Raw genomic sequence first — 26,733 nt, 5'->3', positions numbered from 1 at the left:
CGTGCATCCTGAATGCACGCGGCGCCTTTGAGTCCTTCGCGAGCAAGCTCGCTCCTACAGTCGGCCCGTGTTAGTGCTTGGGCTGGTCATTGGACATGGCCAACAACTGCTTTTCCTGGTTCCAGTCGAACGGTTCGTCGTTCTGTTCAGCTTCGAAGCGACGCTCTTCCAGGGCCTGGTACAGGTCCAGCTCGTCATCGGGCATGAAGTGCAGGCAGTCGCCACCGAAGAACCACAGCAGGTCGCGCGGCACCAGGTGAGCAATTTGCGGGTAGCGCAGGATGACCTGGCTCATCATGTCCTGGCCCAGGTACTGGCTTTCGATCGGGTCGATCGGCAGCAGGGCGCGCAGTTCATCGAAGCGCTCCAGGAACAGAAGGTGGCTTTCCTCGGGAACCTGTTCGGCTTCGCCGACGGCAACCAGGATGCTGCGCAGGTGGTCGAGCAAGACGAGATGATCGGCAACGACATTGGACACGAGATAAGTCCTCAAGAGCAAAACGGGCGCGAGAGTATATAGCTCAAGCGCCCGTTTTTATATGACCGCTGGACTCAGCGGACTTTTCCCTCAGCCTGGCTCAGCTCTTCCTTGCTGAAATCATCCACGTCGATCACCTTGCGTCGCGCTGCTTCGGCGTCACGCAGGGTTTGCGCCTCGGCCGGTTGCAGCACGCCGGCATGCAGCGCGGCGTCGATCGCATGTTCGCCTGCGGTCGGTTTGACCTGGCCGCTCTTGAGGCCTTCGTGGAGTTTTTTCTGCAATAGATGGCTGTCGGCCAACAGGTCGTAGGCATGTTGCAGGGCGCCCACCGGATCTTCTGCGGACTGTGGGCGATAGCAGCCCGCCAGCACTGCTTCCAGGGCCGGGTCACCCTTGGCGCGACCAATCACCGCGGCCACTTCTGCATCCAGCGCATCGGACGGGCCCTTATGGCGACGACCGAGCGGGAACACGATCACCCGCAACAGGCAACCCAGCGCCTTGCTCGGGAAGTTGGTCAGCAGTTCGTCCAGTGCACGCTCGGAGTGGCCCAGGCTTTCTTCCATGGCCCAGGCGAACAGCGGTTCCAGGTGGTCTGGCGAATCCAGGTCGTGATAACGCTTGAGCGCCGCCGACGCCAGGTACATATGGCTCAGCACGTCACCGAGGCGCGCCGACAGGCGTTCGCGACGTTTCAATTCGCCGCCCAGCAGCATCATGCTCAGGTCAGCCAGCATTGCGAACGCAGCGGCCTGACGGTTGAGTGCGCGGAAGTAGCCCTGGCTCAAGCGGTTGCCCGGGGCTTTTTCGAAGTGGCCGAAACCGAGGTTCAACACCAGGGTGCTGGCGGCGTTGCTCACGGCAAACCCGATGTGCTGCAGCAGCAGTCCGTCGAATTCCTTAAGGGCCTGGTCATGGTCTTCGCGACCGGCCAGGGCCATTTCCTTGAGTACGAACGGATGGCAACGAATCGCACCCTGGCCGAAGATCATCAGGTTGCGCGAGAGGATATTCGCGCCTTCCACGGTGATGAAGATCGGCGCGCCTTGCCAGCTGCGGCCCAGGTAGTTGTTGGGCCCCATGATGATGCCCTTGCCGCCGTGCACATCCATTGCATGGCTGATGCACTCGCGGCCGCGTTCGGTCAGGTGGTACTTGAGGATCGCCGACAGCACCGAGGGTTTTTCCCCCAGGTCGACGGCATTGGCGGTGAGCATTCGCGCGCTGTCCATCAGCCACGCGTTACCGCCGATGCGGGCCAGGGCTTCCTGGATGCCTTCAAAGGCCGCCAGCGGTACGTTGAACTGCTCGCGCACCTGGGCATATTGACCGGTCACCAGGCTGGTGAACTTGGCCGCGCCGGTGCCAACTGCTGGCAGGGAAATCGAACGGCCTACCGACAGGCAGTTCATCAGCATCATCCAGCCCTTGCCGAGCATTTCCTGGCCACCGATCAGGAACTCCAGGGGAATGAACACGTCCTTGCCGGAGTTGGGGCCGTTCATGAACGCGGCACCCAGTGGCAGGTGACGGCGGCCAATTTCAACGCCCGGTGTGTCGGTGGGGATCAGCGCGAGGCTGATGCCGAGGTCTTCTTTGTCGCCCAACAGATGGTCCGGGTCGTGGGCCTTGAAGGCCAGGCCAAGCAAGGTCGCCACCGGGCCGAGGGTGATGTAGCGTTTTTCCCAGTTCAGGCGCAGGCCGAGGGTTTCCTTGCCTTCCCATTCGCCTTTGCAGATTACCCCGGTGTCGGGCATGGAGCCGGCGTCGGAGCCGGCCAGCGGACCGGTCAGGGCAAAACACGGGATATCGTCGCCACGGGCCAGGCGTGGCAGGTAATGGTTGCGTTGTTCATCGGTGCCGTAGTGCAGCAGCAATTCGGCGGGGCCGAGGGAGTTGGGCACCATGACCGTGGAGGCGAGGTCGCCGCTGCGGGTCGCCAGCTTCATCGCGACCTGGGAGTGGGCGTAGGCGGAGAAGCCCTTGCCGCCGAACTCCTTGGGGATGATCAGCGCAAAAAAGCCATGCTGCTTGATGTGTTCCCAGGCGGCAGGCGGTAGGTCCATGGCCTGGCCGATTTCCCAGTCGGTGACCATGGCGCAGAGTTCTTCGGTGGGACCGTCGATGAAGGCTTGTTCTTCTTCGGTCAGTTGCGCCTTGGGATAAGCCAGCAGCTTGTCCCAGTCGGGGCGGCCGCTGAACAGCTCGCCGTCCCACCACACGGTGCCGGCGTCGATGGCGTCGCGCTCGGTCTCGGACATCGGCGGCAGGACTTTCTGGAACCAGTTGAACAGCGGCGCGGTGAAGTACTTGCGACGCAGGTCAGGCAGCAGCAGCGGGGCGGCCACCACGGCGATCAGCACCCAGAAGATCAGCAGCAACCAGCCTGGTGCGTGGCTGAAGGCGCCCATCGCCAATAGGTAGACGGCGACCACGCCGATGGCGGGCAGGGGCGCGATGCGCCGGTGCGCCAGGTAGGCAATGCCCACCACCAGAACCAGTATCCACAACAACAGCATATTCAATCCTCCGTGAAACCAGATGCGAAATCACCTCAGAGCTTAGTCGGCATCCGAACAAGCGGGGTGACGAGGGTGTTACGTGGTGTGCCGGCAATGATCAGCACCAGGCGCCGACAATTGGCCGAATCGTCGTTATCCCAGGTGCAGGCCTGTGGTTAGACTCAGGGTTTGCTATCTGAGATTAACCTCATGAATGCGTACTTGAATCCCGGCCGCTTCATCGATAGTGACCACCCTGCGGTGGTGGAGTTCGCCGAAAAACATCGCGGTTCGAGTGCCGCGCCCCGTGACCAGGCAGTCAGTCTTTACTACGCCGTTCGCGAGGCGGTGCGCTACAACCCCTACACGTTCAGCCGCGACCCGCAAACCCTCAGCGGCAGCTTCGCCCTGGCGGCCGGCGAGAGTTATTGCGTGCCCAAGGCGACGCTGTTGGCGGCATGTGCAAGGCACTGCGGGATTCCGGCACGCATCGGCCTGGCTGACGTGCGCAACCACCTCTCGACGCCGCGTTTGATTGAACTGCTCAGAAGTGACGTATTTGCCATGCACGGCTACACCGAGCTATATCTGGACGGCCGTTGGGTCAAGGCCACGCCCGCGTTCAACCAGCAACTGTGTGAACTGTTCGACGTGCCGCCCCTGGAGTTCGACGGCATCCACGACAGTGTCTTCCACGCCTTCAACCGCAAGGGCCAGCGCTCCATGGAGTATGTGGTGGACCATGGGCAGTTCGCCGAGGTGCCCGAAGAATTCTTCTTTGCCCACATTCAAAAATGTTACCCACACCTGTTTGGCGAGCAGATGCCGATGTTGCTGGGGGACATGCAGAGTGATTTAAGCCGGACGTGATCCGGCGTATGCTGCCCCGGCATTCATCCAACCATCTTTTTCAAAATCGGGGCGGTCATGCTGAAAATCTGGGGTCGTAAAAATTCGTCAAATGTCAGGAAAGCACTGTGGTGCGCCGAGGAACTCGGCCTGGACTATGAGGCAATTGATGCGGGCGGGGCTTTTGGTGTGGTCGACACGCCGCAGTACCGCGCGTTGAACCCCAATGGCCGCGTGCCGATGATTGAAGATGGCGACTTTGTGCTGTGGGAATCCAACACCATCGTGCGCTATCTGGCTGCCAAACATGCACCGGATTCGAATTGGTACCCCGGCGACCTGCAAGCCCGCGCCAACGCTGAAAAGTGGATGGACTGGACCACCTCGACCCTGGCCGAACCCTTCAAGACCGTGTTCTGGGGCGTACTGCGTACCCCTTCTGAAAAGCAGAACTGGGACACCATCCACGCCGGGCGCCAAACCTGTATCGACGTGCTGCAAACCGTGGAGCAGGCCCTGGACACGCAACCGTACCTGTCCGGCAGCGAGATCGGCATGGGCGACATTCCCTTGGGCAGCTTCATTTATGCCTGGTTCGAAATGCCCATCGAGCGCCCGTCGATGCCGAATCTGGAGGACTGGTACCAGCGCCTGCGCCAGCGCCTGGCCTATCAAAAATCGGTCATGACCGCGTTGACCTGATACCCACTATTAATACGGGTGACTGTACTTGTGCGGCGCGGACAAGCACCATGCTTGTCACGCGCAGCCGTTGTATTCCGTGCGGTCTGCCCTCATGTAACAATTCTATTCCTCTTCTTTGGTGCGTAATCAGATATGAGTTCCGCTCTGTCCATCCGGCAGCTAACCAAAACCTACGGCAACGGTTTCCAGGCCCTGAGTGGTATCGATCTGGACGTCGCCGAAGGTGATTTCTTCGCCTTGCTCGGCCCCAACGGCGCCGGCAAATCCACCACCATCGGTATTCTCTCGACCCTGGTCAACAAGACCAGCGGCACGGTGAATATCTTTGGCCACGACCTGGATAAATCCCCGGCGGCGCTCAAGCGCAGCATTGGTGTGGTGCCCCAGGAGTTCAACTTCAACCAGTTCGAAAAGACCTTCGACATCGTTGTGACCCAAGCCGGTTACTACGGCATCCCGCCGAAGATCGCCAAGGAACGTGCCGAGCAATACCTCACGCAACTGGGGTTGTGGGACAAGCGCGACGTGCCTTCACGCTCCCTGTCCGGCGGCATGAAGCGCCGTCTGATGATCGCCCGCGCCCTGGTTCACGAACCGCGCCTGCTGATCCTCGACGAACCGACGGCGGGTGTGGACATCGAACTGCGTCGCTCGATGTGGACCTTCCTCACCGAGCTGAACCAGAAAGGCATCACCATCATCCTCACCACCCACTACCTGGAAGAGGCTGAGCAGCTGTGCCGCAACATCGGCATCATCGACCACGGCACCATCGTCGAAAACACCAGCATGCGTTCACTGCTGAGCCAGTTGCACGTCGAGACCTTCCTGCTCGACCTGAAAAACGACATGACGGTTGCGCCCCAGCTGATCGGCTACCCGAATCGCCTGGTGGACAGCCACACCCTGGAAGTCCAGGTAGACAAAGCCGTGGGCATCACCGCGTTGTTCGGCCAGTTGGCCACCCAGAACATCGAAGTGCTGAGCCTGCGTAACAAAACCAATCGCCTTGAGGAGTTGTTCGTGTCCCTGGTGGAGAAAAATCTGGCGAAGGTGGCGGTATGAGTTCGGAACTGCAACCCAACCTTGTCGCGCTGCAGACCATCGTCTACCGCGAAGTGAAGCGCTTCACCCGAATCTGGCCGCAGACCCTGCTGCCGCCGGCGATCACCATGGTTTTGTACTTTGTGATCTTCGGCAACCTGATTGGTCGGCAGATTGGTGATATGGGTGGTTTCACCTATATGGAATACATCGTGCCGGGGTTGATCATGATGTCGGTGATCACTAACTCCTATGGCAACGTGGTGTCGAGTTTCTTTGGCAGCAAGTTCCAGCGTTCCATCGAGGAATTGATGGTGTCGCCGGTGTCGCCTCATACGATTCTGATCGGCTACACCCTGGGCGGCGTGCTGCGCGGGTTGATGGTTGGGGTGATTGTGACGTTGCTGTCGTTGTTCTTTACCCATTTGCAGGTGCATCACCTGGGGATCACTTTGCTGGTGGTGGTGCTGACGGCGACGATCTTTTCGTTGCTGGGCTTCATCAACGCGGTGTTTGCGCGCAACTTTGATGATATTTCGATTATTCCGACGTTTGTGCTGACGCCGTTGACGTACCTGGGTGGGGTGTTTTATTCGATCACGTTGCTGCCGCCGTTCTGGCAGACGGTGTCGTTGGCTAACCCGGTGTTGCATATGGTTAACGCGTTTCGGTATGGCATCTTGGGCGTTTCGGATATCAAGATCAGTGTGGCGATCACGTTTATGCTGGTGGCGACTGTGGTGCTGTATGTGGGGTGTGCGCGGTTGCTGGTGAGTGGGCGTGGGATGCGCACCTAAGCGTTGATTTTGCGTTTTTGGGGGAGTACATATCCGTTTCTTCGGTAACGGCCGCTTAGGGTTCCGCTCTTACAGCGGGTCACTTTTGAAAAGCCGGAATGCCGGCCCAGTCAAAAGTAACCAAAACGCTCTGCCCCGCCTGTCGGCACCTCGCCTAGGCTCGGTGTTCCCTCACTCCGGCACCGCGAAGCGGGCCGCCGCGACGGGCCATCCATGGCCCGGCGCGGCTAAACCGGCGTCCTGCCGGTTTACCCGCTCCGCACTGCCTGCGTTCGGCCTCGGGCTGAATGGGGCAGTCAGATCAAAATCAAAAGCAAAAGCACAGCGGCCTCCCGGCCGGCTTCCTTCTCTGTAGGAGCGAGCTTGCTCGCGAAAAACCTGAGACCGCCGCGTTCATCCAGAATGCCAGCGTCATCGTTAACGACCTTCGCGAGCAAGCCCGCTCCCACATTTGGACCGTGCCCGCTTTTGATTTGGTTTGTGCCTTTGCTTCACCACACTCAAGCCGGCCTGTAGGCCGCTGTGCTCTTGATCTGCTTTTGATCTTGATCTTAGGCGCCCCGTTAAACCACGCTGGCCGAACGCAGGCTTTGGAGCGTGGGTAACCTGGCAGGACGCCAGGTTAGCCGTCCTGGGCCAGGGATGGCCCATGACGGCGGCCCACGGTCCAAAGCCGGAGTGAGGGCACACCGAGCCTAGGCGAGGTGCCGAGTGGTGGGGCAAAAGCGTTTTGCTTACTTTTGCGCTTTTCAAAAGTGAGCCGCTGTAAGAGCGGAACCATAGGCGGCCGTTACCGCAGCAACGGATATACACCCAAACCCAAAAACCACCTCACCCCCCCAACGCCAACTCAATCAGCTCATGCAGCTCCTCAACCTCCAACGGTACAGTAGAAAACAAACTGCGAAACACAGTGGGCGCGACGATCAGATTAATCAGCCGATCCACGCTGGGCAAAGTGCCGGCGTCGATGGAGTAACGTTCCAGGATCGTCTCCAACTGCCCGGTAAGGATCCCCACGCAATACCCCGGCGCCTGGCTGCATTGCACATCGCGCATCATCTCCCGGCCAAGATCCGAGCTCATTTCATCGCGATATTGCTCACCCCAGGCCCGCAGGTCTCCGCGCAGGCTGCCAGTGTCAGCCGGCTCACTGTCCGGTCGCAGACGAGCCATGGCGACATCCGCCAACAGCGCAGCAAGGTCACCCCAACGGCGGTAGATGGTCGAGGGCGTGACCCCGGCGCGCGTGGCTATCTGCGGCACGGTCACGCTGGAACGGTCCTGCTCGTCGAGCAATTCACGCACCGCCGAATGCACTGATTCCTGAACCCGGGCACTACGGCCCCCCGGGCGGAGCCCTTCTTTTATCGCCATGCGTAAAACCTTAACACAAAGAATTTGCTTTAAGCGCCATCCAGTAGCACACTCCGCAAAAGCAAAATATTAGCTTTAGCGGAGCGTGCCCATGTCCAGCGTTACTTCCCATCGTTCCAGCCTGGTGTTTCTCGCGATCACCTTGCTCACGTTCCTCGCCGCCTCCAGCGCGCCGACGCCGTTGTACCACCTCTATCAGGAAGGCCTGCATTTTTCGGCGGCAATGCTGACCCTGGTGTTCGGCGTCTACGCCTTGAGCCTGCTGGCTGCCCTGCTGACCGTGGGTTCACTGTCGGACCACCTGGGGCGCAAGCCGGTGATTTTTGCCGCGCTGCTCCTCGATATGCTGGCGATGTTGCTGTTTATCAATGCCGACAGCGTTGGCTGGCTGATTGCCGCTCGCACTGTACAAGGCTTTGCCACCGGTATGGCCACCGCCGTATTGGGCGCCGCGCTGCTCGACACCGACCGCCAGCAAGGCCCGCTGATCAACAGCGTAGCGCCTTTGTTGGGCATGGCCTGTGGCGCTATGGGCTGCAGCCTGCTGGTGGAGTTCGCGCCAATGCCGACCACGTTGATTTACTGGACCCTGCTCGTGTTGATGATGCTGCAGGCACTCTACGTCTGGCGCCTGCCGGAAACGGTGAGCCGGATTCCAGGCGCACTGGCCTCACTGTGGCCCACCTTGCATGTGCCGCCCCAGGCGCGTCGTGCGCTGTGGATCTCGTTGCCGGTAGATGTGGCGGTGTGGGCCATGGGCGGTTTTTACCTGTCCCTGGCGCCCTCGCTGGTGCGGGCAGCGACTGGGTCCACCTCGAACCTGATCGGCGGCGGGCTGGTCGCGGTGTTGACGCTGAGCGGGGCGGTGATGATTTTCAGCCTGCGCAACCGCCCCGCAGACAAGGTCCTGAGGTTGGGCGCCGTGTTGTTGGCGGTGGGGGTTGCACTGATTCTTACGGCCGTCCATAGCGCCAGCCTACCGTTGTTCTTCATGGCCACGCTGATCGCTGGCGCAGGCTTTGGTTCGGGATTCCTCGGCGCACTGCGCAGCGTTTTACCGTTGGCCTTGCCCCATGAGCGGGCCGGCTTGATGTCGGCGTTCTATGTGCTGAGTTACCTGGCGTTTTGCGTGCCGTCGCTGTTGGCGGGCAACTTGACGCGCACCTTCGGCTTGATCGCCACCACCGACGGTTACGGCGTGGTGCTGATCGTATTGGCGCTCGGCGCGTTGGTGGCGTTGCTATTGCAGGATTTGGCGCGGAGCAGGGCGACGGCGGGCAATTGATTCGGTAATAATCCGCCACCCGTACGCCTTGGGATTCACACATGAAGATCATCCGCAGCAAGGACTTCACCGGCAGCCGCGCCTGGGAGGCGCTGGACATCGCCAACATGAACGGCATCACCACCCGGTTGCACTGGACCGACCAGCCGTACCGCTGGCACGTCAATGACGGGGAAGAAGTGTTCGTAGTGCTCGACGGCCAGGTGCAGATGCACTATCGCGAAAACGGCACCGAGCAGATCGTCTTGCTGCACGTCGGTGACATCTTCTACGCCAGCGTCGGCACCGAGCATGTGGCCCATCCACAGGGCCCGGCACGGATTCTGGTGATTGAATCCGAAGGCAGTGTTTGACTGTATATCTACAAAACAGATAACAGTTAGAGATATTACCCGTTATATAGATATTCGATTGGGTTCTACCATGGTCTCAACCTCATGCGAGGAAGAGGAATTCACCATGACTTGCCCCAATACCCTTCACAGCAGCTTGAAACCTTTCAGTCACCTGACCCGTCCCCGGGAAGTGATTCGACAGTTCACCCCCAACTGGTTTGCCGCCACCATGGGCACCGGAGTGCTGGCGTTGGCGCTGGCGCAATTGCCGGTCAGCGTGCCAGGGCTGCATGCCGTCGCCGAAGGGCTGTGGCTGTTTACCATCGGCCTGTTTGTGTTGTTCAGCGTGCTGTACGCGGCGCGCTGGGTAATGTTTTTCCACGAGGCACGGCGTATTTTCGGGCACTCCACGGTGTCGATGTTCTTCGGCACCATTCCCATGGGCCTGGCGACCATCATCAATGGCTTCCTGGTATTCGGCCTACCGCGCTGGGGCGATGGCGTGGTACAGCTGGCCGAGGTGCTGTGGTGGCTGGACGTGGCGATGGCCCTGGCCTGCGGGGTGTTGATCCCGTTCATGATGTTCACCCGCCAGGAACACAGCATCGACCAGATGACCGCCGTATGGCTGTTGCCGGTGGTGGCTGCTGAAGTCGCCGCTGCCAGTGGTGGCCTGCTGGCGCCGCACCTGGCCGATGCCCATTCGCAACTGGTGATGCTGGTGACCAGCTACGTGTTGTGGGCGTTTTCCCTGCCGGTGGCGTTCAGCATCCTGACCATCCTGATGCTGCGCATGGCCTTGCATAAACTGCCCCACGCCAATATGGCCGCGTCGAGCTGGCTGGCCCTCGGCCCCATCGGCACCGGCGCTTTGGGCATGCTGGTGTTGGGCGGTGATGCACCGGCCATCTTTGCGGCAAATGGCTTGCCCGGTGTTGGCGAGATGGCCAACGGCATTGGCCTGGTGGCTGGGATCACCCTGTGGGGATTCGGCTTGTGGTGGATGTTGATCGCGGTGCTGATCACCGTGCGTTACCTGCGGGCCGGCATTCCGTTCAACCTTGGCTGGTGGGGTTTTACCTTCCCGTTGGGCGTGTACTCGCTGGCCACGCTGAAACTGGCGAGCACCTTGCACCTGGGTTTCTTCAGTATCGTCGGCAGTGTGCTGGTGGCGGCGCTGGCGCTGATGTGGCTGATCGTTGCCAAGCGCACGGTGCAAGGTGCCTATAAAGGTGAGCTTTTTGTATCGCCGTGCATTGCAGGACTAGCGAATAAGTAAGCGGGATTAGGTAAAGTCGTGGCCTGGAAAAACCAATAACAGTCTTCAGGCCACGCAGGAACACGGACGATGAGCCACCCCTCGCAATTCACATTGCTGCGCAAACGGCGTTTCCTGCCGTTCTTCATTACCCAGTCTCTTGGGGCGTTCAACGACAATATCTTCAAGCAGTCGTTGATCCTGGCGATTCTCTACAAGCTGAGCATCGAGGGCGACCGCTCGATCTGGGTCAACCTCTGCGCCTTGCTGTTTATCCTGCCGTTCTTCCTGTTCTCGGCCCTGGCCGGGCAGTTTGGCGAGAAGTTCAACAAGGACGCGCTGATCCGGCTGATCAAGATCGGCGAGATCGTGATCATGTCGGTGGGCGCGGTGGGCTTCATGTTCAACCACCTGGAACTGATGCTGCTGGCGCTGTTTGCCATGGGCACCCACTCGGCCCTGTTCGGGCCGGTGAAGTACTCGATCATGCCCCAGGCGTTGCACGAAGATGAGCTGGTGGGCGGCAACGGCCTGGTGGAGATGGGCACGTTCCTCGCGATTCTGGCCGGCACTATCGGCGCCGGGATCATGATGTCTTCCACCCATTACGCGCCGGTAGTCTCCACCGCCATCGTCGGCATCGCGGTGCTGGGTTACCTGGCCAGCCGCAGCATTCCCCGCGCGGCGGCTTCCAGCCCCGAGATGCGCCTGAACTGGAACATCTTCAGCCAGTCCTGGGCCACCCTCAAGCTGGGCCTGGGGCAGACGCCGGCGGTGTCGCGCTCGATTGTCGGCAACTCGTGGTTCTGGTTTGTCGGCGCGATCTACCTGACGCAAATCCCGGCCTACGCCAAGGAATGGATGTACGGCGACGAAACCGTGGTCACGCTGATCCTCACGGTGTTCTCGGTGGGCATCGCCCTGGGTTCGATGCTGTGCGAGAAGCTCTCCGGGCGCAAAGTCGAGATCGGCCTGGTGCCGTTCGGCTCGTTCGGTTTGACCGTGTTCGGCCTGCTGCTGTGGTGGCATTCCGGCGGCTTCCCGCAGAACGTCCAGGCGAATGACTGGATCGCCGTGCTGAGCTACGGCCAGGCGTGGTGGGTGTTGTTCGATATCCTCGGCCTCGGCGTATTCGGCGGTTTCTATATCGTGCCGCTGTACGCACTGATCCAGTCGCGTACCGCCGAGAACGAGCGGGCGCGGGTGATCGCGGCCAACAACATCCTCAATGCGTTGTTCATGGTGGTCTCGGCGATTGTGTCGATCGTCTTGCTGAGCATGGCCAAGCTGACGATCCCCGAGTTGTTCCTGGTGGTGTCGCTGCTGAACATCGCAGTCAACACCTACATCTTCAAGATCGTGCCCGAATTCACCATGCGTTTCATGATCTGGCTGCTCGGCCACTCCATGTACCGGGTCGAGCATAAAAACCTTGAGCTGATCCCGGACGAGGGCGCGGCATTGCTGGTGTGCAATCACGTGTCGTTTGTCGACGCGCTGTTGATTGCCGGTTCGGTGCGTCGGCCGATTCGCTTTGTCATGTACTACAAGATCTACCGTCTGCCGGTGCTGAACTTCATCTTCCGTACCGCCGGAGCGATTCCGATTGCCGGACGGCATGAGGACATTCAGATCTACGAAAAGGCGTTCCAGCGGATTGCTCACTATCTGAAAGACGGTGAACTGGTGTGCATCTTTCCGGAAGGCAAGCTGACTTCCGATGGCGAGATGAACGAATTCCGAAGCGGCGTGACGCGGATTCTTGGAGAGACGCCGGTGCCGGTGATTCCGATGGCGTTGCAGGGGTTGTGGGGGAGTTTCTTCAGTCGTGACCCAAACAAGGGTTTCTTTCACCGGATCTGGTCGCGGGTGACCTTGGTGGCCGGTGCGCCGGTGACGGTGGAGGCGGCGACGCCTGAGGCGTTGCATGGGTTGGTGGGGGAATTGCGCGGGGGTGTCAGGTAGTTTTTGGTGTGTTTGAGGGCCTCTTCGCGAGCAAGCCCGCTCCCACACAAATGTGGGAGCGGGCTTGCCCGCGAAGGCGGTAGTGGCCTAAGCGCTGATCTTGAGCCCAATGAGCCCGCAGATAATCAACGCCACACTGGCCAGGCGAAACAACGCCATGGATTCCCCGAACAGGATAATCCCGGCAATCACCGTGCCCACCGCACCGACTCCGGTCCAGATGGCATAGGCGGTACCCAGTGGCAGTTCCTTCATGGCCAGCCCCAGTAGCCCGAGGCTGACGGCCATGGCGGCAATCGTCAGGGCCGTGGGCAGTGGCTTGCTGAAACCGTCGGTGTACTTCAGTCCGACGGCCCAGCCGACTTCAAACAGTCCGGCAAAAAACAGAATGATCCAGGACATGATGACCTCCCTTCCAAGGTGGGGTCGTCCCCGGATTAATCGCTTGATTGCGTCGCGAGGTCGTCCCCGCGAAGCCCGGTAGAGTGCCGAATATTGATCAGGTGATCAAGTTTCGGACTTGCTCGCCAACAGTTCGCGATCTTCCTTTTCGCTCATCCGCCGGAAGTACGTCGATAACAAAGCCCCGGAAATATTGTGCCAGACGCTGAACAGCGCACTCGGCACCGCAGCCAGCGGCGAAAAATGCGCACTCGCCAACGCGGCGCCCAGGCCGGAGTTCTGCATGCCCACTTCCAGCGACAGGGATTTGCGTTGCGCCAGCGGCAGGCCGAACACGCGGCCGGTGAAGTAGCCCAGCAGGAAACCAAAGGTGTTATGCAGGATCACCACCGCCATGATCAGCAGGCCCGACTCGGCAATCTTCGCCTGGCTGGCCGCCACCACGGCGGCCACGATCGCCACGATGCTGACCACCGACACCAGCGGCAATACCTCCACCGCGTGCCGTACCCGGGCGCCTAGCAACCGCTGCGCCACCACACCGAGCACGATCGGCAACAGCACCACTTGCAGGATCGACCAGAACAACTCCATGAACGACACCGGCAACCAGGCCGAGGCCAGCAGCCAGATCAGCGCGGGCGTCAGCAGCGGGGCGAGGAGGGTGGTGACGGCGGCGATGGCCACCGACAGGGCCAGGTCGCCCCGGGCCAGCCAGGTCATGACGTTGGAGGACGTGCCGCTCGGGCAACAGCCGACGAGGATCACGCCCACGGCAATTTCCGGTGGCAGGTGAAAGACCTGGCACAGCAGCCAGGCCACGCCGGGCATGATCACGAAATGCGCGACCACACCCAATGCCACGCGCCACGGGTGGCGCGCGACTTCAGCGAAATCTTCAAGTTTGAGGGTCAGCCCCATGCCGAACATCACCAGGCCCAACAGCGGCACGATGGCGCCTTTCAGGCCGATAAACCAGTCGGGTTGCAGGAACGCAACCACGGCAAAAATCAGCACCCAGTAGGCGAAGGTATTGCCGACAAAACGGCTCAAGGTGGCGAGTGCGCGCATGGGGTTGGTCCTTGTTATTCGATTTTGGAAGTGCAAATGCGATCAAATGTGGGAGCGGGCTTGCTCGCGAAGGCGTCCTGTCAGTTGATACCTTCTTGGCTGACACACCGCCTTCGCGAGCAAGCCCGCTCCCACAATTTGATCTTCACAAGGCTTTAGATGCCTTGTGGGGTCTCTTCGCCACCCAGTGCTTCCACCAACGCCGGCAGGAAGTCGCCAAACGTCAGCATCATCAGGGTAAAGCTGGCGTCCTGTTGGCCCAGTGCTTCGTCGCCGCCGTCCTGTTCCGCCTGATCCTGCAGCAGGTCTTCGAACTTCAGGCGCTTGACGGTCATTTTGTCGTCCAGCATGAAGGACAGCTTGTCCTGCCAGGCCAGGGACAATTGGGTCACGACTTTGCCGGTGGTCAGGTGCAGCTGGATCTCTTCGCCGGTCAGGTCCTGGCGTTTGCAGCGCACGATGCCGCCGTCTTCGTGGGTGTCGCGCAGTTCGCATTCGTCGAGGACGAAGAAGTCATCGGCCGGCTTCTGGGTGGTGACCCAGTCGGTCATGATCGCGGTTGGCGCGGTTTTCACGGTCAGCGGACGTACCGGCAGGGTGCCGATCACTTCACGCAGGGTGGACAGCAGGTCTTCGGCGCGTTTCGGGCTGGCGGAGTTCACCAGGATCAGGCCCTGTTTCGGCGCGATGGCGGCAAAGGTCGACGAGCGACGGATAAACGCACGCGGCAGGAAGGCCTGGATGATTTCATCCTTGATCTGGTCGCGTTCCTTTTTGTAGACCTTGCGCATTTGCTCGGCTTCGATCTCTTCGACCTTTTCCTTCACCGCATCACGCACCACGCTGCCCGGCAGGATACGTTCTTCCTTGCGCGCAGCGATCAGCAGGAAATCACCGCTGACGTGCACCAGTGGCGCGTCTTCGCCTTTACCGAAAGGGGCGACGAAACCGTAAGTGGTCAACTCCTGGCTTGCACAAGGGCGCGCCAGTTTGGTGGCCAGTGCAGTTTCCAACGCCTCGGCATCAACAGGCAGATCTTGGGTCAGGCGATAGATAAGCAGGTTTTTGAACCACATGGGGTGAGTCTCTCCTTATATACAAAGGGGGGCATTATTCTCCTCATGGCGTCATAGGCCAACCCTCGCTAAGCCATTGGAAGGCCTGAAAAAAATTATTTAAGAAAGTGCTTGCCAGACCATGGGTCGCTCCGTAGAATGCGCGCCACACCGAAAGTGAAGGGTGATTAGCTCAGCTGGGAGAGCGTCTGCCTTACAAGCAGAATGTCGGCGGTTCGATCCCGTCATCACCCACCATTCGCTTCCAGTGTTACGCGCAGCGGTAGTTCAGTCGGTTAGAATACCGGCCTGTCACGCCGGGGGTCGCGGGTTCGAGTCCCGTCCGCTGCGCCATATTCGGTCACCTGGAACGCTGAACGCCAGGTACCACAGGAAGCCCGCTCATTGAGCGGGCTTTTTGCTGTCTGGGGTTTGCTAAAACCGCCGGTCTAAAAAACGCCCCCGATCATGTGCAGTGATCGGGGGCGTTTTTTATTGGGTTTAGAAATCCCAGCGGGTGGTGACCATAAAGTTGCGCGGCTCACCATAAGCCGCGGAGTTATAGAAACCGATGTTGGTGTAGTAGGACTTGTCGAAGATGTTGTTGACGTTCAGCGTCGCCGACACGTTCTTGGTGATCTGGTAGCGGGTCATCAGGTCCACCAGCCAGTATGCCTCTTGGGAGAATTCTTCATAACCGCCATGGGGGTTGTTGTAGATGTCCTGCCAACCCACGCTTTGCCAGCGCACGCCACCGCCGACGGTCAGCTTGTCCAGGTCGCCTTTGAGCTTATAAGTGGTGTACAGCTTGACCTGGTCTTCAGGCTCGAACGTGGAAATCTTCAGGTCCTGGTCGTCACGCACCACCTTGTGGGTGTAGCCGGCCTGAATCTGCCAGCCCGGGCTCAACTCGCCGGACACTTCAAGCTCGTAGCCCTTGGTGACGGCCTTCGTGCCTTTGTAGGCATAGTTCTGCGGCGTAGGTTTCAGGTTGTTGTAGTCGTCGTCGGAAACGGCGCGGTTGTTTTCATGGATCTCGAAGTACGCCGCGCTGGCGTTCAGGCGTCCGTCGAAGAAATCAGCCTTCATGCCCAGCTCGTAGTTTTGGCCTTCGTCCGGCTCAAGCAACTGGTTTTGCCGGTCGCGGTTGTAGTTCTCCTGGGGCATGAAGATATCGGTGTAGCTGGCGTAGACCGAGTAGGTGTCATTCAGGTCGTACACCACGCCGACATACGGTACGAAGCGTCCGGTCTCGCGGTAGGACGGGTTATTGCCGGTCAGGTGGTAATTGACCACGCGGCCACCGAGCAGCAGCTTCAGGTCATCGGCCAGGTTCAGGCGCGTGGTCATATAGGCGCCGGTCTGGCGAATGGTGTCGTCGATATATTGCTGCGGCGCGCCCCAATCGGGTTGTGTGGCGTGGCCGTGCCAGTTATTGAAGTCCACCATGTTGGGGGTGAGGTTCCAGTAACCCTTGCCGTTCCAGTCCGAAATGCCGATGGAGCCGCCCACCACCAGCTCATGCTCGCGGCCGCCCAAGCTGAACGGGCCGCTGGCATACAGGTCGGCGGAGTCGCTGACAGTCTCCCCGGTGTATTTGCCCGAAGTGATATGTGCGGTGCCATCTGCCCGTGGCTCATCGCCCTGGATCGAGCCCATCAGTGCATGGTAGCCGTTGATCTTGTGATCCAGTTGCAACTTGGTGACCCAGCCATTACCCAAGTCATGCTCGAGCATGGCGAAGGCGGTGCGGGTGTATTGCTCCCAACTGCTCCAATTGGCCGCGTTGTTAAACGAGCGCTTTACGCTATTGCGATCGCCATTGGCGTTGATCAGCGGGAAGCTGCCGGACCAGCTTGAGGCGGTGGGCAGGCTGTCCTGATAATCGCCGCCCACGGTCAGCATCGTGTCTGGGGACAGGTCGAATTCCATGATGCCGTAGTACACCGGGCTTTTGCGCGAGTAACGGTCCATGAACGAGCGCTTGTCCTGATACGCCGCGACGGCCCGGCCACGCACGTTGCCGCTTTCGGTCATCGGGCCGCTGACGTCCAGTTCGCTGCGATAGTTGTCCCAGGAGCCCGCGCCGAGGCTGGCATGGCCCTGGAAGTCAGCCGTGGGTTTCTTGCGCACCAGATTGATCGTGGCGCCCAGCGAGCCGGCACCGGTGAGCAGACCCGTGGCGCCTTTAAGCACTTCGACCCGATCATAGATCGCCATGTCGCTCAGGGTATTACCCGCTGAATAGGCGACGTTGCGCGCGGTGGAAGGAATGCCATCGTACTGGAAGTTGTTGATGGAGAAACCGCGGGCGTAGTAGTTGGTGCGGTCGGTGTCGAAGGCCGAAACGGTGATGCCCGGGGTGTGGCGCATCACGTCGTCGACGTTATTCAGACCGAAGTCATCCATGTGTTTGCGGGTGACGACGGTCACCGATTGCGGGGTTTCCTTGGGAGTCAGCACCAGCCGCGTCGCCGTCGCGATGCTGCCTGGGGTGTAGGAATCAGTGCCTTCGGTGACGTTGCCCAACTGGTTGGCGCTTACCTGCGTCGGGCCCAGTTCCATGGCGTCGGTAGCCGCGGGGTTAGCTTCCAGCGCGTACACCTGATCACTTTTGATCACGCGGTAGCCGCTGCCCTGTAACAGCCTGTCGAACCCTGCGTCCACGCTATAAGTGCCTTTCAACCCCGGCCCATTCAGCCCCTGCAGGTTCTGGGACTGGAACACAATGGCCACGCCCGCTTGCTGGGCGAACTGGTTGAGTGTGGCGCCCAGCGGCCCTGCAGGTATGTCGTAGGCTTGGGCCGCAACGTTTACCGTGTCGGCCTGGGCCAAGTGGGTATTGAGCAGCGTCGTCGCGAGCAGTGTGAGGGTCAGCGGCGCGCTGCTCAGCAGGCGTCTGCGAGGCTTGGAAGGGAAGGGCATGGTGAGGGCAGTCCTTTAGTCATCGATATACCTTCCTTGACGGGCAACCCGAAAAAAAGCGGAAGCAATGCGAATAATTATTTTTTGCTCTCGGTATCCGGGCTGACAATTATCAGCCATGGGGTAAAGGTTTTCAGCTTGATCGGCAGGGTTTGAGCCAGCATCTGCAAGGTGCGGTCGGTGTCACCCAGGGGAAGTACCGCCGAGACCTTGAGATTTGCCAGTGCGGCTCGATCAAACTGCAAGTGGCCCGAGCGGTGGCGGGCGATCTCATCCAGCACTTCCGGCAACGGCCGGTTGTCCACCACCAGTTGATGGCGGCGCCAGGCCCCATTGATGCTCGCCGTATCGATGCTGCCGGAGAGGCGCACGGCATCCTTGCTGAGCCGCGCCTGCGAGCCTGCGTCCACTTCCAGCGTCTGCTGGCCATTCGCGCTTTGGGCGGCAACGCGGGATTCGAGCATGCTCAGTACGGTGACATCACCTTCGCGCCTGACCACAAACCGCGTACCCAGCGCACGCAGGGAGCCCTGGGCCGTCTGCACCACAAACGGACGGTCGCCGTCGTGGGCCACTTCCACCAGGATCTCGCCTTGCAGCAGTTCAATGCGCCGCTGCCGGCTGTCGAAATACAGGTTCGCCGCACTGATGCCGTTCAAGGTCAGCGTGGAGCCGTCTGCCAGGCGCAGGGTTTTCCATTCGCCGGGGCCGTTGTGCACATCGGCCATCCACTGTTGCGGGTAAGGGCTGTAGAGCAGCGCCGCGGCGGGAAGGGCCAGGCTGCAGGCCAATACCAACGCGCGGACGTAATTTTTGCGGGCTTTCCCCTGCCGAGGAAAGGCCGCGCTCAAGGCCGCCCGGGCCGGTGCTTTTCGCCCACGCAGGGCCTGCACTCGCGCAATCACGTCTTCCATGCGCGCCGCTGAAGCCGCGTGTTGCGGGCTTTGCTGCTTCCAGCGCTCGAACGCCTGCCGCTGGGCCTCGGTCAATTCGCCTTCGTGCAGACGAATCATCCATTCGGCGGCTTGTTCGTCGATCTGTTGGCGGGAGGCGGGCATGTGCGGTTCAGATATCCACGCTGTGGCTGCAATGCAGCAGGGCCTGGATCAAATACTTGCGTACCGTACGTTCCGACAATTTCAGGTGGCGGGCGATTTGCTGCTGGGTCAGGTCTTCGAGGTAATACAGCACAAACGCCTGACGCACATTGTCGTGCATGCCTTCAAGAATGAAGGCGATGTGCTCAAGGGCTTCCAGGGTGGTGTGGATCTGTTCCGGCGACTGAAAACCCTCCAGGGTTTCCACCGTCAGCATCAGTTCCTGAAGGTAGGCGTGCTCAATCTGCTTGCGCCGGGCCTGGTCGATGATCAGCCGCCTGGCGGTGGTGCTTAAATAGGCGCGGGGCTCGCGGATGCCGGTCACCGACTCCCGTGCGTGCAGAATCCGTGCAAAGGTGTCCTGCGCCACGTCGGCGGCGTTGTGGGTACAACCCAGTTTTCGGCGCAACCAAGTGAACAGCCAGCCGTGATGCTCGCTGTACAGCTCGGTAATCTCCCGTTGGAACGGCGGTTCACCCACAGGCATAAGGCGCGGCTCAGGTGTTATTGAGAATAATTGTTAATTGTGGGGCCAAGGCTTGTGCAAACGCAATAGACTCGCGTTTGCGCGCAAAACGCCGGTTTTGCGGGGTTCGCAGGGTCGAAGGCAAAATATTTTAAATAAATTGCATTTAAATCATGACATTACGAAAAATTGCTATAGAATGCGCCCCACACCGAAAGTGAAGGGTGATTAGCTCAGCTGGGAGAGCGTCTGCCTTACAAGCAGAATGTCGGCGGTTCGATCCCGTCATCACCCACCATTCGCTTCCAGTGTTACGCGCAGCGGTAGTTCAGTCGGTTAGAATACCGGCCTGTCACGCCGGGGGTCGCGGGTTCGAGTCCCGTCCGCTGCGCCATATTCGGTCACCTGGAACGCTGAACGCCAGGTACCACGGAAAGCCCGCTCATTGAGCGGGCTTTTGGCTGTCTGGGGTTTGGGTTTAGAAAAACTCGTCCAGCAAGCAGTAGAACGCGATGCGCTGCTCATCGGGTTCGACGCCGTACTGCTCGAAGAACGGCGCCACCCAGGCCGCTCCGAGATTGCGCTCGATGCTACGGGTGGCCAGTGCAAGGTCCTGATAACGGTCACTGATGCCCAGGCGGCCGCAATCGATGAAACCACTGAAGTGATCGCCCTCAGCCATGAAGTTTGGCAGGCAGGCATCGCCGTGGGTCACCACCAGGTCATGGGCGGCGGGGCGCGTCGACAGCAGTTCGGCGAATACATCCGTGGCGGTTCGGCCCAGGCGTTCATCGTCGAAGTCGGTCTCGTCAACCAGCCCTGCGTTCACGCGATTACCGGCGGCCGCAATACGGTGTTCCAGTGAGTGGTCGAACGGGCACTGTGCAATCGACACCTGGTGCAGGCTGCGCAGTGCGCTCGCCACCAGGCGGATGACCTGCGGCGCAGATAGGTCGCTGGCGCTGGCCAGATCCTGCCCCGGGACGGCGCTCATCAGCAGCCAGTGGCGATGGTTTTCCGTGAGCACATCCAGCACGGCAGGCCCAGGCAAGTTCGATTGCTGGAGCCAGCGCAGCCGCTTGATCTCGTCGGGCAATTCGGCGAGTGGGCCGATGGGCTCGGATTTCAGGAACAGGTCCTCACCGTTGCCGCAGCGCAGGCGGAAGACGTCGGCTCCCGACTCGCCGATGGTCTGTGGCTCGATGAGTGCGTTGGGGAATTGGTCACGCCATTTTTTTGGAATAGTCATGCGCGCATTCTTCCATTTTCTTCATATTGCTTCCATCCACCGCATCCTGGCGCCGTAAAAACACCAAGACCACCAAGGCCGTTACCAGCGTGAAACCGGCCAGTAGTTGGAGCAATGTGTTGAACCCGGCCGTGTAGGCCGCGCGCAATTGCGCCAGCGGAATCGTCGTGCCGGCCTGCAGGACATCGCCCATCACCAGCGCTTGGGCAATCACCGAAACATCCGCCGCTGCGCTCCCGCGCAAGTGGTGCGCAACCAATGCGCCCAATACCGCCATCGTGATCGCCAGCGCCACGCCTTCGCTGGCCACGCGGGTGGTATTGAAAATCCCCGCCGCCATTCCCGCGCGCTCTTTGGGTACCACGCTGATCGCCAAGCCATCCATCAAGCCCCACGGCAGCCCGGTGCCGATCCCGATGACCAGCATCGCAGCGACAGTCTGCCCAGGCTGGTCGGCCAGGCTTAATCCCCACAGGCCCGCCGCTGCGATCAGCAAGCCAATGGCACACAACACACCTGCCGACAGCCAGCGCGTCAGCGATGCGGCGATCATCGGCACCACCAGCATCGGTGCCGACAACGCGAGCATCATCAAACCCGCGTCCAGCGCGCTTGCGCCTTCCACGCCGATAAACCGCAGGGGCAGCAACACGATCAACACGATGTAGCAGTAACAGGTGCCGATCGGCAGGAGCTGCACGCCAATAAAGCGCGGGAAGCGAAACAGCCGCAGCTCCAGCATCGGTTGGCTTGAGTGATTTTCGACGAGGATAAACACCAGCAAAAACACTGCCGCCGCTATCAGCAGAGATTCAACCATCAGCGATGACCAGCCGTGCTCCGGGGCGAGGATCACCGCCGTGGTCAGGGCCACCAGCATCGCGGAAAACGTCAGTACGCCTGATGTGTCCAGCCGCAGCGCTTGCGGGTCGCGGCTTTCGCGCATTTTGGGCGCGGCAAACAGCAGCGAAATACCGGCCAATAGCGCGTTGCCGAGAAAAATCGAGCGCCAGCCCCAGTGTTCGATCAGCACCCCCGACAGCAATGGCCCAAACGCCAAGCCTGCACCAAACGTAGTGCCCAGCAAACTGAAGGCACGGGTACGGGCATGGCCGTCAAACTCCTGGGCCAGCGCCGCACAGCCACTGGCCAGTGCCGTGGCTGCCGCGACGCCCTGCACACCACGCAACACATCCAGCCAGAAAATTCCCGGTGCCACTGCCAGCAGCAAGGAGACCACGGTAAACAGCGCCATGCCCCACAAAAAAAGACGCTTTCTCCCATACAGGTCGGCGAGGGTGCCGGCGGCCATCAACAGGCTGCCGAAACTCAGCATGAACGCGTTGGTGATCCACGCCAGTTGGCTGGGCTGGGCGGCAAATGCCTGGCCGATAAAAGGCGTGGCGACGGCGCCACCGGTAAAGCTCATGGGCAATACCAGGGCAGCCAGGCAAATCGCGGCCAGGATGGAATATCGGCCATGGGCGGGCGCAGATTCGGTTGTCGTGTTCATAGGGGCATTCCCGCGAGTCTGAAAATTAAAAGACTCTAATCAGGATGCAATCACAGATAAACGGGCTTACATTCCGTTCATAACGGACTTGATGGATGCAATGACGTGACCGATAACCTGAGCGGCGTGATCGCCTTCGTCAAAACGGCAGAGGCCCTGAGCTTCACCGGTGCGGCCCGGGCAATGGGGATTTCCGCGTCGGCGGTGGGCAAGAATGTCGCCAAGCTTGAGGCGTCACTGAATGTTCGGCTGTTGCACCGCAGCACGCGCAAGGTCAGCCTCACCGCCGAAGGCCTGCTGTTCTACGAACGGTGTCGGAAAATTCTCGATGATTTGCAAGACGCCCGCGCCATGCTTTCCCATGCGATGCAGGCGCCTCGGGGCAAGCTGCGGGTCAGCCTGCCCACCATCGGCTATCGCTTCCTCTTTCCCCACATGATGGCGTTCCGCAAAGCCTACCCGGAGATCGAGCTGGAGCTGGACTTCAACGACCACCTGGTGGACGTGATCGAAGAGGGCTTCGACGTGGTCATCCGCAGCGGCGGCCTGGCGGACTCGACCCTGATGGCCCGCAAACTGGGACCGTTCAGGTTTGTGCTGTGTGCATCACCCGAGTACCTGCGGGCCAACGGTCGGCCAGAGTCCCTGAGCGATTTGGAGCATCACCCGTGTTTGCGTTACCGCTTCGCCACCACCGGAAAAATCTTGGACTGGACCTTATCCGCCAACCCGGCCATTACCCAGTTGCGCCTGCCCACCGCCCTGACCTTGAACAACATGGAAGCCATGCTCCGGGCCGCGATGGACGGCCATGGCATTGCCTACGTGCCGGACTTCCTGGCGCGCGAAGCACTCGCCCAAGGCCAGCTGGAAACCGTGCTCGACGGCCATTCCGACGACCAGGGGCAGTTCTGGGCGCTGTGGCCGTCCAGCCGGCATCTCTCGCCGAAGATCCGCGTGTTTGTCGACTTCGCTGCCGCGCACCTGTTCACAAGCCCACCAGTCGGTAGCCCACCTGCAACTCGGTAATGAAGTACTGCGGCTGGGCTGGGTCGGCCTCCAGCTTCTGCCGCAGATGCGCCATATGCACCCGCAGATAGTGGGCGCGGTCCACGTAATCCAGGCCCCACACTTCGAGCAATAACTGCCGATGGGTGAGCACCCGACTCTGCCCGCGAATCATCGCGCACAGCAGGCGGTATTCGATGGGCGTCAGGTGCACCGGCAGGCCTTGGCGCCACACTTCATGGGTCGCCAGGTCCACTTCGATATCACCAAACGCCACCTTGCTGGTGGCCGCCACGGTGCCGGTTTGCCCGTGCCGACGCAGTTGCGCACGGATGCGCGCGAGCAACTCGGGCACGCCGAAGGGCTTGGTCAGGTAGTCATCGGCGCCGGCGTCCAGTGCGGCGACTTTTTCCTCTTCGCGATCCCGCGCCGACAACACCAGGATCGGTACCGCCAGCCAACCCCGCAGCTCGCTGATCAACTGTTTGCCGTCGCCGTCCGGCAGGCCGAGGTCGACGATTACCAGGTCTGGCTGGCGGCTGGAGGCGTGGATCAACGCTCGCTTGACGCTGTCGGCCTCGAACACCTGGAAGCCCTCATCCTGCAGGGCAATGCCGACAAAACGGCGGATATTGGCCTCGTCTTCAACAATCAGAATGCGTGCAGTGCTCATAGGGCGTCCATTGGGGGCGGGGTGCCCGCCGGTAAAGTGATGACGAAATGCATGCCGCACTCGCGGCCGGGTTTGGCTTCGATGCGCCCGCCGTGGGCTTCGACGATGCGTTTGGCCAGGGCCAGCCCCAGGCCGATCCCGGCGACCGAGGATTCCTGCTGGCCACGGGCAAACGGTTCGAACAGATTGGCCGGCGCGCTGCCCGTGCCGGTGTCGCTGACTTCCAGCAGGATGCTGTCCGAAACGGCGCGGGCGGCCACGGTAATGACCGTGCCCGGCGGGGTGTACTTGGCGGCGTTATCCAGCAGGTTGACCAACACCCGTTCGATCAACAGCGCGTCGACTTCCACCAGCGGCAATTGCGGATCCAGCGTCGTGTGCAGCACATGCCGGGCCAGTGGTTCACGCAACTGGCGCAGGGCGCTGCCGACGATCTCTTCCAGCAAATGCCATTGCCGGTTGAGCCGCACGCCGCGCTCTTGCATGCGGGCCATGTCCAGCAGGTTTTCGATCAGGCGTTGCATTGAGGTCGCCTGCTCATGAATACCGTGCAGCAACTCGGTCAGCGGGCCCGGCGGTGCATGGGGCAGGGCGGTGTCGGCGGCGCCGATCAGTGTGGTCAGGGGCGTGCGCAAGTCGTGGGAAATCGCCGCGAGCAAGGTGTTGCGCATCTTCTCGCCTTCCATCTGCACCAACGTGCTTTGCGCCACTTCGACAAAGTGCACGCGCTCCAGGGCAATCGCCAGTTGGCTCATGCAAGCTTCCAGCAGGCGGCGTTCTTCGGGCTCGTTGAGGCGTTCGCTTTGCGCCAGTTCCAGCACCAGCACGCCGCGCACGCGCATCGGCGCCTTGAGCGGCAGGTAGCACCCCTTGGCGGCGGATAAGGTGTCGGTGCCCTGGCCGGCGGATTGGCCGTGGTCGTAGGTCCATTGGGCGATGCTGTCGTCGATCGGCAACCCGCCCGCCCCCACGCTGTGCACACCATCGGCGGCGTCCGGCAAGGCCAGGCCGACCCGTGCTTCGAACACGCCGCTGAAGGTGCGCAGCGCCACTTCGCTGATTTGCTCCACGGTCAACGCCGCCGACAGGTCCCGGGCCAGGCGTGCCAGTGAGGTTGCGCGGCGTTCTCGAGCGGCGGCGGTGCGCGCTTCGTGGCGCAGGCGCGCGGTGAGTTGCCCGGTGATCAGGGCGATGCCGAGCATCAGCGCGAAGGTGAAGAAATACTGGGTGTCGTTGACGGTAAATGAGTAACGCGGCTGGACGAAAAAGAAGTCGAAACACAGCACCGCCAGCATCGCCGCCCACACGCCGGGGCCGCGTCCAAAACGCAGGGCCACCAGCACCACCGTGAGCAGGAACAGCATCACCACGTTGGCCAACTCGAACACTTGCAGCAGCAGCGAGGCGATGGCGCTGGCGGTGAAACAGGCGAGGGTGGCCCAGAGGTAGGCCAGGGTTCTGCCGGGCGCTGGCGTGGGTTTTTCAATGGCAGGAACAGTGCCCGGCAACACGCCGTGGGCAATCACGATCTGGTCGATCTGCGGATGGTGCCGGCTGATCCGGTCGCCCACCGACTGGTGCCAGAACCGCCATGCCCGGCGCGGATGATGGCCGAGCACAAGGCGATTGGCGTTGTGTTCCCGGGCGCAGGCGGCCAGCGCTTCGGCGACGTCCATGCCCGGCAATGTTGCGGTGTCGGCGCCAAACTCGCTGGCCAGGGCCAGGGTTTTCATCGCCGTGAGGTAACGCTTGGCGCCGCGCCCCTGGGCGGAGGCGACGTGCACCACGATCCAGTCCGCCTCAAGCTTTTGCGCCAGGCGTGCGGCTTCACGCACCAGGCGCTCATCACCGGCGTCACCGGCCACGCCTACCAGCAACCGCTCGCGGGCGGGCCAGAGGGTCTTGATCGATTGTTCGCGACGGTACACGCGCATCTGCGTGTCGACCCGGTCGGCGGTGCGGCGCAGGGCCAGTTCCCGCAGGGCCAACAGGTTGCCCTTGCGGAAAAAATGCCGCGATGCGCGCTCGGCTTGGGGGCCCAGGTACACCTTGCCGTCCTTCAAGCGTTGCAGCAGATCATCCGGCGGCAGGTCCACGACGACCACTTCGTGGGCGTTGTCGAACACATGGTCCGGTACGGTTTCCCGTACGCGAATGCCGATGATCCCGCTGACCAGATCGTTAAGGCTTTCCAGGTGCTGGACGTTGAGGGTGGTCCACACATCGATGCCGGCGCTGAGCAGTTCTTCCACGTCTTGCCAGCGTTTCGGGTGGCGTGAGCCGGGCACATTGCTGTGGGCCAGTTCATCCACCAGCACCACGGCGGGATGGCGTTGCAGGGCGGCGTCGAGGTCGAATTCGGTGAGGGCAAAGTCGCGGTGCACACGGTGGGCCCGGGGCAGTTGTTCGAGGCCGTTGAGCAGCTCGGCGGTTTCCTGGCGGCCGTGGGTTTCCACCACGCCGGCGAGTACGTCGCGGCCCAGGCTGACTTCCCGTTGCGCCGCATCGAGCATGGCGCAGGTCTTGCCCACGCCGGCGTTGGAGCCGAAGTAGATACGCAATTTGCCGCGCAAGGCGGCCTGTTCTTCCTGCTGGACCCGGGCGAGGAGGGCGTCGGGGTCGGGGCGTTCTTCGTTTAATGCGGGCATGTCATTCCTCAAGTGGACTGTAGGAGCGA

Annotated in this window: 22 protein-coding genes and 4 tRNA genes; 13 read left to right on the top strand and 13 right to left on the bottom strand. The window is 61.0% G+C overall.

The genetic code is table 11. The features are described from left to right. Nucleotides 1-70: 70 nt before the first annotated feature. Nucleotides 71-478, bottom strand: a complete 408-nt coding sequence (locus tag ACA046_RS23225; protein ID WP_003217220.1) for a PA2817 family protein — start codon at nt 476-478, stop codon at nt 71-73. 74 nt (nt 479-552) lie between these two features. Then, a complete protein-coding gene (locus tag ACA046_RS23220) occupies nt 553-3,000 on the bottom strand; it encodes an acyl-CoA dehydrogenase (RefSeq protein ID WP_497675075.1) in 2,448 nt (815 codons plus the stop codon). A 192-nt stretch (nt 3,001-3,192) separates the two neighbouring features. Between ACA046_RS23220 and ACA046_RS23215 the strand changes: the two genes are divergently transcribed. The 4 genes from ACA046_RS23215 (at nt 3,193) to ACA046_RS23200 (ending at nt 6,377) form a co-directional block, all read left to right on the top strand. Beyond that, entirely contained in the window at nt 3,193-3,852 is a 660-nt protein-coding gene (locus tag ACA046_RS23215; RefSeq protein ID WP_497675074.1) for a transglutaminase-like domain-containing protein, read from the top strand. A gap of 57 nt (nt 3,853-3,909) precedes the next feature. Then, on the top strand, nt 3,910-4,533 hold the full coding sequence (locus ACA046_RS23210; RefSeq protein WP_497675073.1) for a glutathione S-transferase family protein: 624 nt from the start codon (nt 3,910-3,912) through the stop codon (nt 4,531-4,533). Nucleotides 4,534-4,668: 135 nt separating this feature from the next. Further along, a complete protein-coding gene (locus ACA046_RS23205) occupies nt 4,669-5,601 on the top strand; it encodes an ABC transporter ATP-binding protein (RefSeq protein ID WP_076015272.1) in 933 nt (310 codons plus the stop codon). Then, nucleotides 5,598-6,377, top strand: a complete 780-nt coding sequence (locus ACA046_RS23200) for an ABC transporter permease (RefSeq protein ID WP_003217229.1) — start codon at nt 5,598-5,600, stop codon at nt 6,375-6,377. Before ACA046_RS23205 ends, ACA046_RS23200 begins: the two co-directional genes overlap by 4 nt. Nucleotides 6,378-7,208: 831 nt before the next feature. On the opposite strand, the gene ACA046_RS23195 is transcribed toward ACA046_RS23200, so the two are convergent. Beyond that, nucleotides 7,209-7,754, bottom strand: coding sequence for a TetR/AcrR family transcriptional regulator (locus ACA046_RS23195; RefSeq protein ID WP_497675072.1), 546 nt, complete (start codon nt 7,752-7,754; stop codon nt 7,209-7,211). A gap of 91 nt (nt 7,755-7,845) precedes the next feature. Between ACA046_RS23195 and ACA046_RS23190 the strand changes: the two genes are divergently transcribed. From ACA046_RS23190 to ACA046_RS23175, 4 genes are all read left to right on the top strand, one after another. Continuing rightward, nucleotides 7,846-9,039 carry an MFS transporter gene (locus ACA046_RS23190; RefSeq protein WP_497675071.1) on the top strand — a complete coding sequence of 398 codons (1,194 nt, stop codon included), beginning with the start codon at nt 7,846-7,848 and terminating at the stop codon, nt 9,037-9,039. Nucleotides 9,040-9,080: 41 nt separating this feature from the next. Further along, on the top strand, nt 9,081-9,392 hold the full coding sequence (locus tag ACA046_RS23185; RefSeq protein ID WP_076015276.1) for a cupin domain-containing protein: 312 nt from the start codon (nt 9,081-9,083) through the stop codon (nt 9,390-9,392). Between the two features lie 106 nt (nt 9,393-9,498). Next, nucleotides 9,499-10,653: a TDT family transporter gene (locus ACA046_RS23180; protein WP_076015277.1), complete on the top strand. Its 1,155-nt coding sequence runs from the start codon at nt 9,499-9,501 to the stop codon at nt 10,651-10,653. Between the two features lie 69 nt (nt 10,654-10,722). Next, the gene (locus ACA046_RS23175) at nt 10,723-12,597 is read left to right on the top strand and encodes an MFS transporter (RefSeq protein ID WP_459022744.1); all 1,875 of its coding nucleotides are present in this window, start codon (nt 10,723-10,725) and stop codon (nt 12,595-12,597) included. An 87-nt stretch (nt 12,598-12,684) separates the two neighbouring features. Here the strand turns inward: ACA046_RS23175 and sugE are convergent, their stop codons facing one another. The 3 genes from sugE to rdgC all read right to left on the bottom strand — a co-directional run bounded on the left by sugE (nt 12,685) and on the right by rdgC (nt 15,146). Beyond that, nucleotides 12,685-12,999, bottom strand: coding sequence for a quaternary ammonium compound efflux SMR transporter SugE (sugE, locus tag ACA046_RS23170; RefSeq protein ID WP_003190128.1), 315 nt, complete (start codon nt 12,997-12,999; stop codon nt 12,685-12,687). 105 nt (nt 13,000-13,104) lie between these two features. Further along, nucleotides 13,105-14,070: a bile acid:sodium symporter family protein gene (locus ACA046_RS23165; protein ID WP_459022741.1), complete on the bottom strand. Its 966-nt coding sequence runs from the start codon at nt 14,068-14,070 to the stop codon at nt 13,105-13,107. Between the two features lie 155 nt (nt 14,071-14,225). Continuing rightward, the gene (gene rdgC, locus ACA046_RS23160) at nt 14,226-15,146 is read right to left on the bottom strand and encodes a recombination-associated protein RdgC (RefSeq protein ID WP_008430455.1); all 921 of its coding nucleotides are present in this window, start codon (nt 15,144-15,146) and stop codon (nt 14,226-14,228) included. A gap of 161 nt (nt 15,147-15,307) precedes the next feature. Here rdgC and ACA046_RS23155 point away from each other — a divergent pair. Together ACA046_RS23155 and ACA046_RS23150 are read left to right on the top strand one after the other, a co-directional pair. Further along, a tRNA-Val gene (locus ACA046_RS23155) sits at nt 15,308-15,383 on the top strand. 19 nt (nt 15,384-15,402) lie between these two features. Next, a tRNA-Asp gene (locus ACA046_RS23150) sits at nt 15,403-15,479 on the top strand. A gap of 147 nt (nt 15,480-15,626) precedes the next feature. Here ACA046_RS23150 and ACA046_RS23145 read toward each other — a convergent pair. From ACA046_RS23145 to ACA046_RS23135, 3 genes are all read right to left on the bottom strand, one after another. Next, nucleotides 15,627-18,050 (bottom strand): TonB-dependent siderophore receptor, encoded by a 2,424-nt coding sequence (locus ACA046_RS23145; RefSeq protein WP_459022739.1) that lies wholly within the window; start codon nt 18,048-18,050, stop codon nt 15,627-15,629. A gap of 77 nt (nt 18,051-18,127) precedes the next feature. Then, on the bottom strand, nt 18,128-19,108 hold the full coding sequence (locus ACA046_RS23140; RefSeq protein WP_497675070.1) for a FecR family protein: 981 nt from the start codon (nt 19,106-19,108) through the stop codon (nt 18,128-18,130). 7 nt (nt 19,109-19,115) lie between these two features. Next, entirely contained in the window at nt 19,116-19,634 is a 519-nt protein-coding gene (locus ACA046_RS23135) for a sigma-70 family RNA polymerase sigma factor (RefSeq protein ID WP_497675069.1), read from the bottom strand. 201 nt (nt 19,635-19,835) lie between these two features. Between ACA046_RS23135 and ACA046_RS23130 the strand changes: the two genes are divergently transcribed. Both ACA046_RS23130 and ACA046_RS23125 read left to right on the top strand, forming a co-directional pair. Continuing rightward, nucleotides 19,836-19,911, top strand: a tRNA-Val gene (locus ACA046_RS23130). 19 nt (nt 19,912-19,930) lie between these two features. Then, a tRNA-Asp gene (locus tag ACA046_RS23125) sits at nt 19,931-20,007 on the top strand. 84 nt (nt 20,008-20,091) lie between these two features. On the opposite strand, the gene ACA046_RS23120 is transcribed toward ACA046_RS23125, so the two are convergent. Beyond that, nucleotides 20,092-20,862, bottom strand: a complete 771-nt coding sequence (locus ACA046_RS23120) for an APH(3')-II family aminoglycoside O-phosphotransferase (RefSeq protein ID WP_497675068.1) — start codon at nt 20,860-20,862, stop codon at nt 20,092-20,094. Then, nucleotides 20,837-22,375, bottom strand: a complete 1,539-nt coding sequence (locus ACA046_RS23115; RefSeq protein ID WP_497675067.1) for an MFS transporter — start codon at nt 22,373-22,375, stop codon at nt 20,837-20,839. Before ACA046_RS23115 ends, ACA046_RS23120 begins: the two co-directional genes overlap by 26 nt. Before the next feature lie 105 nt (nt 22,376-22,480). Between ACA046_RS23115 and ACA046_RS23110 the strand changes: the two genes are divergently transcribed. After that, nucleotides 22,481-23,404 carry a LysR family transcriptional regulator gene (locus ACA046_RS23110; protein ID WP_497675066.1) on the top strand — a complete coding sequence of 308 codons (924 nt, stop codon included), beginning with the start codon at nt 22,481-22,483 and terminating at the stop codon, nt 23,402-23,404. Here the strand turns inward: ACA046_RS23110 and ACA046_RS23105 are convergent. Together ACA046_RS23105 and ACA046_RS23100 are read right to left on the bottom strand one after the other, a co-directional pair. Continuing rightward, nucleotides 23,364-24,056 carry a response regulator gene (locus tag ACA046_RS23105; protein WP_003219430.1) on the bottom strand — a complete coding sequence of 231 codons (693 nt, stop codon included), beginning with the start codon at nt 24,054-24,056 and terminating at the stop codon, nt 23,364-23,366. The genes ACA046_RS23110 and ACA046_RS23105 overlap by 41 nt on opposite strands. Continuing rightward, a complete protein-coding gene (locus ACA046_RS23100) occupies nt 24,053-26,704 on the bottom strand; it encodes a DUF4118 domain-containing protein (protein WP_318302754.1) in 2,652 nt (883 codons plus the stop codon). Before ACA046_RS23100 ends, ACA046_RS23105 begins: the two co-directional genes overlap by 4 nt. Nucleotides 26,705-26,733: the final 29 nt, after the last annotated feature.

The organism is Pseudomonas sp. LBUM1641 (assembly GCF_059716235.1).
This window is presented reverse-complemented; position numbering and strand designations above follow the sequence as displayed.

What these genes read in the sequence shown, in the direction of transcription:
- ACA046_RS23145 (WP_459022739.1), bottom strand. Translation starts at nt 18,050, where the DNA reads ATGCCCTTCCCTTCCAAGCCTCGCAGACGCCTGCTGAGCAGCGCGCCG.
- ACA046_RS23165 (WP_459022741.1), bottom strand. Translation starts at nt 14,070, where the DNA reads ATGCGCGCACTCGCCACCTTGAGCCGTTTTGTCGGCAATACCTTCGCC.
- ACA046_RS23140 (WP_497675070.1), bottom strand. Translation starts at nt 19,108, where the DNA reads ATGCCCGCCTCCCGCCAACAGATCGACGAACAAGCCGCCGAATGGATG.
- ACA046_RS23200 (WP_003217229.1), top strand. Translation starts at nt 5,598, where the DNA reads ATGAGTTCGGAACTGCAACCCAACCTTGTCGCGCTGCAGACCATCGTC.
- ACA046_RS23185 (WP_076015276.1), top strand. Translation starts at nt 9,081, where the DNA reads ATGAAGATCATCCGCAGCAAGGACTTCACCGGCAGCCGCGCCTGGGAG.
- ACA046_RS23220 (WP_497675075.1), bottom strand. Translation starts at nt 3,000, where the DNA reads ATGCTGTTGTTGTGGATACTGGTTCTGGTGGTGGGCATTGCCTACCTG.
- ACA046_RS23135 (WP_497675069.1), bottom strand. Translation starts at nt 19,634, where the DNA reads ATGCCTGTGGGTGAACCGCCGTTCCAACGGGAGATTACCGAGCTGTAC.
- ACA046_RS23190 (WP_497675071.1), top strand. Translation starts at nt 7,846, where the DNA reads ATGTCCAGCGTTACTTCCCATCGTTCCAGCCTGGTGTTTCTCGCGATC.
- rdgC (WP_008430455.1), bottom strand. Translation starts at nt 15,146, where the DNA reads ATGTGGTTCAAAAACCTGCTTATCTATCGCCTGACCCAAGATCTGCCT.
- ACA046_RS23205 (WP_076015272.1), top strand. Translation starts at nt 4,669, where the DNA reads ATGAGTTCCGCTCTGTCCATCCGGCAGCTAACCAAAACCTACGGCAAC.
- ACA046_RS23120 (WP_497675068.1), bottom strand. Translation starts at nt 20,862, where the DNA reads ATGACTATTCCAAAAAAATGGCGTGACCAATTCCCCAACGCACTCATC.
- ACA046_RS23175 (WP_459022744.1), top strand. Translation starts at nt 10,723, where the DNA reads ATGAGCCACCCCTCGCAATTCACATTGCTGCGCAAACGGCGTTTCCTG.
- ACA046_RS23180 (WP_076015277.1), top strand. Translation starts at nt 9,499, where the DNA reads ATGACTTGCCCCAATACCCTTCACAGCAGCTTGAAACCTTTCAGTCAC.
- ACA046_RS23100 (WP_318302754.1), bottom strand. Translation starts at nt 26,704, where the DNA reads ATGCCCGCATTAAACGAAGAACGCCCCGACCCCGACGCCCTCCTCGCC.
- ACA046_RS23215 (WP_497675074.1), top strand. Translation starts at nt 3,193, where the DNA reads ATGAATGCGTACTTGAATCCCGGCCGCTTCATCGATAGTGACCACCCT.
- sugE (WP_003190128.1), bottom strand. Translation starts at nt 12,999, where the DNA reads ATGTCCTGGATCATTCTGTTTTTTGCCGGACTGTTTGAAGTCGGCTGG.
- ACA046_RS23210 (WP_497675073.1), top strand. Translation starts at nt 3,910, where the DNA reads ATGCTGAAAATCTGGGGTCGTAAAAATTCGTCAAATGTCAGGAAAGCA.
- ACA046_RS23195 (WP_497675072.1), bottom strand. Translation starts at nt 7,754, where the DNA reads ATGGCGATAAAAGAAGGGCTCCGCCCGGGGGGCCGTAGTGCCCGGGTT.
- ACA046_RS23115 (WP_497675067.1), bottom strand. Translation starts at nt 22,375, where the DNA reads ATGAACACGACAACCGAATCTGCGCCCGCCCATGGCCGATATTCCATC.
- ACA046_RS23105 (WP_003219430.1), bottom strand. Translation starts at nt 24,056, where the DNA reads ATGAGCACTGCACGCATTCTGATTGTTGAAGACGAGGCCAATATCCGC.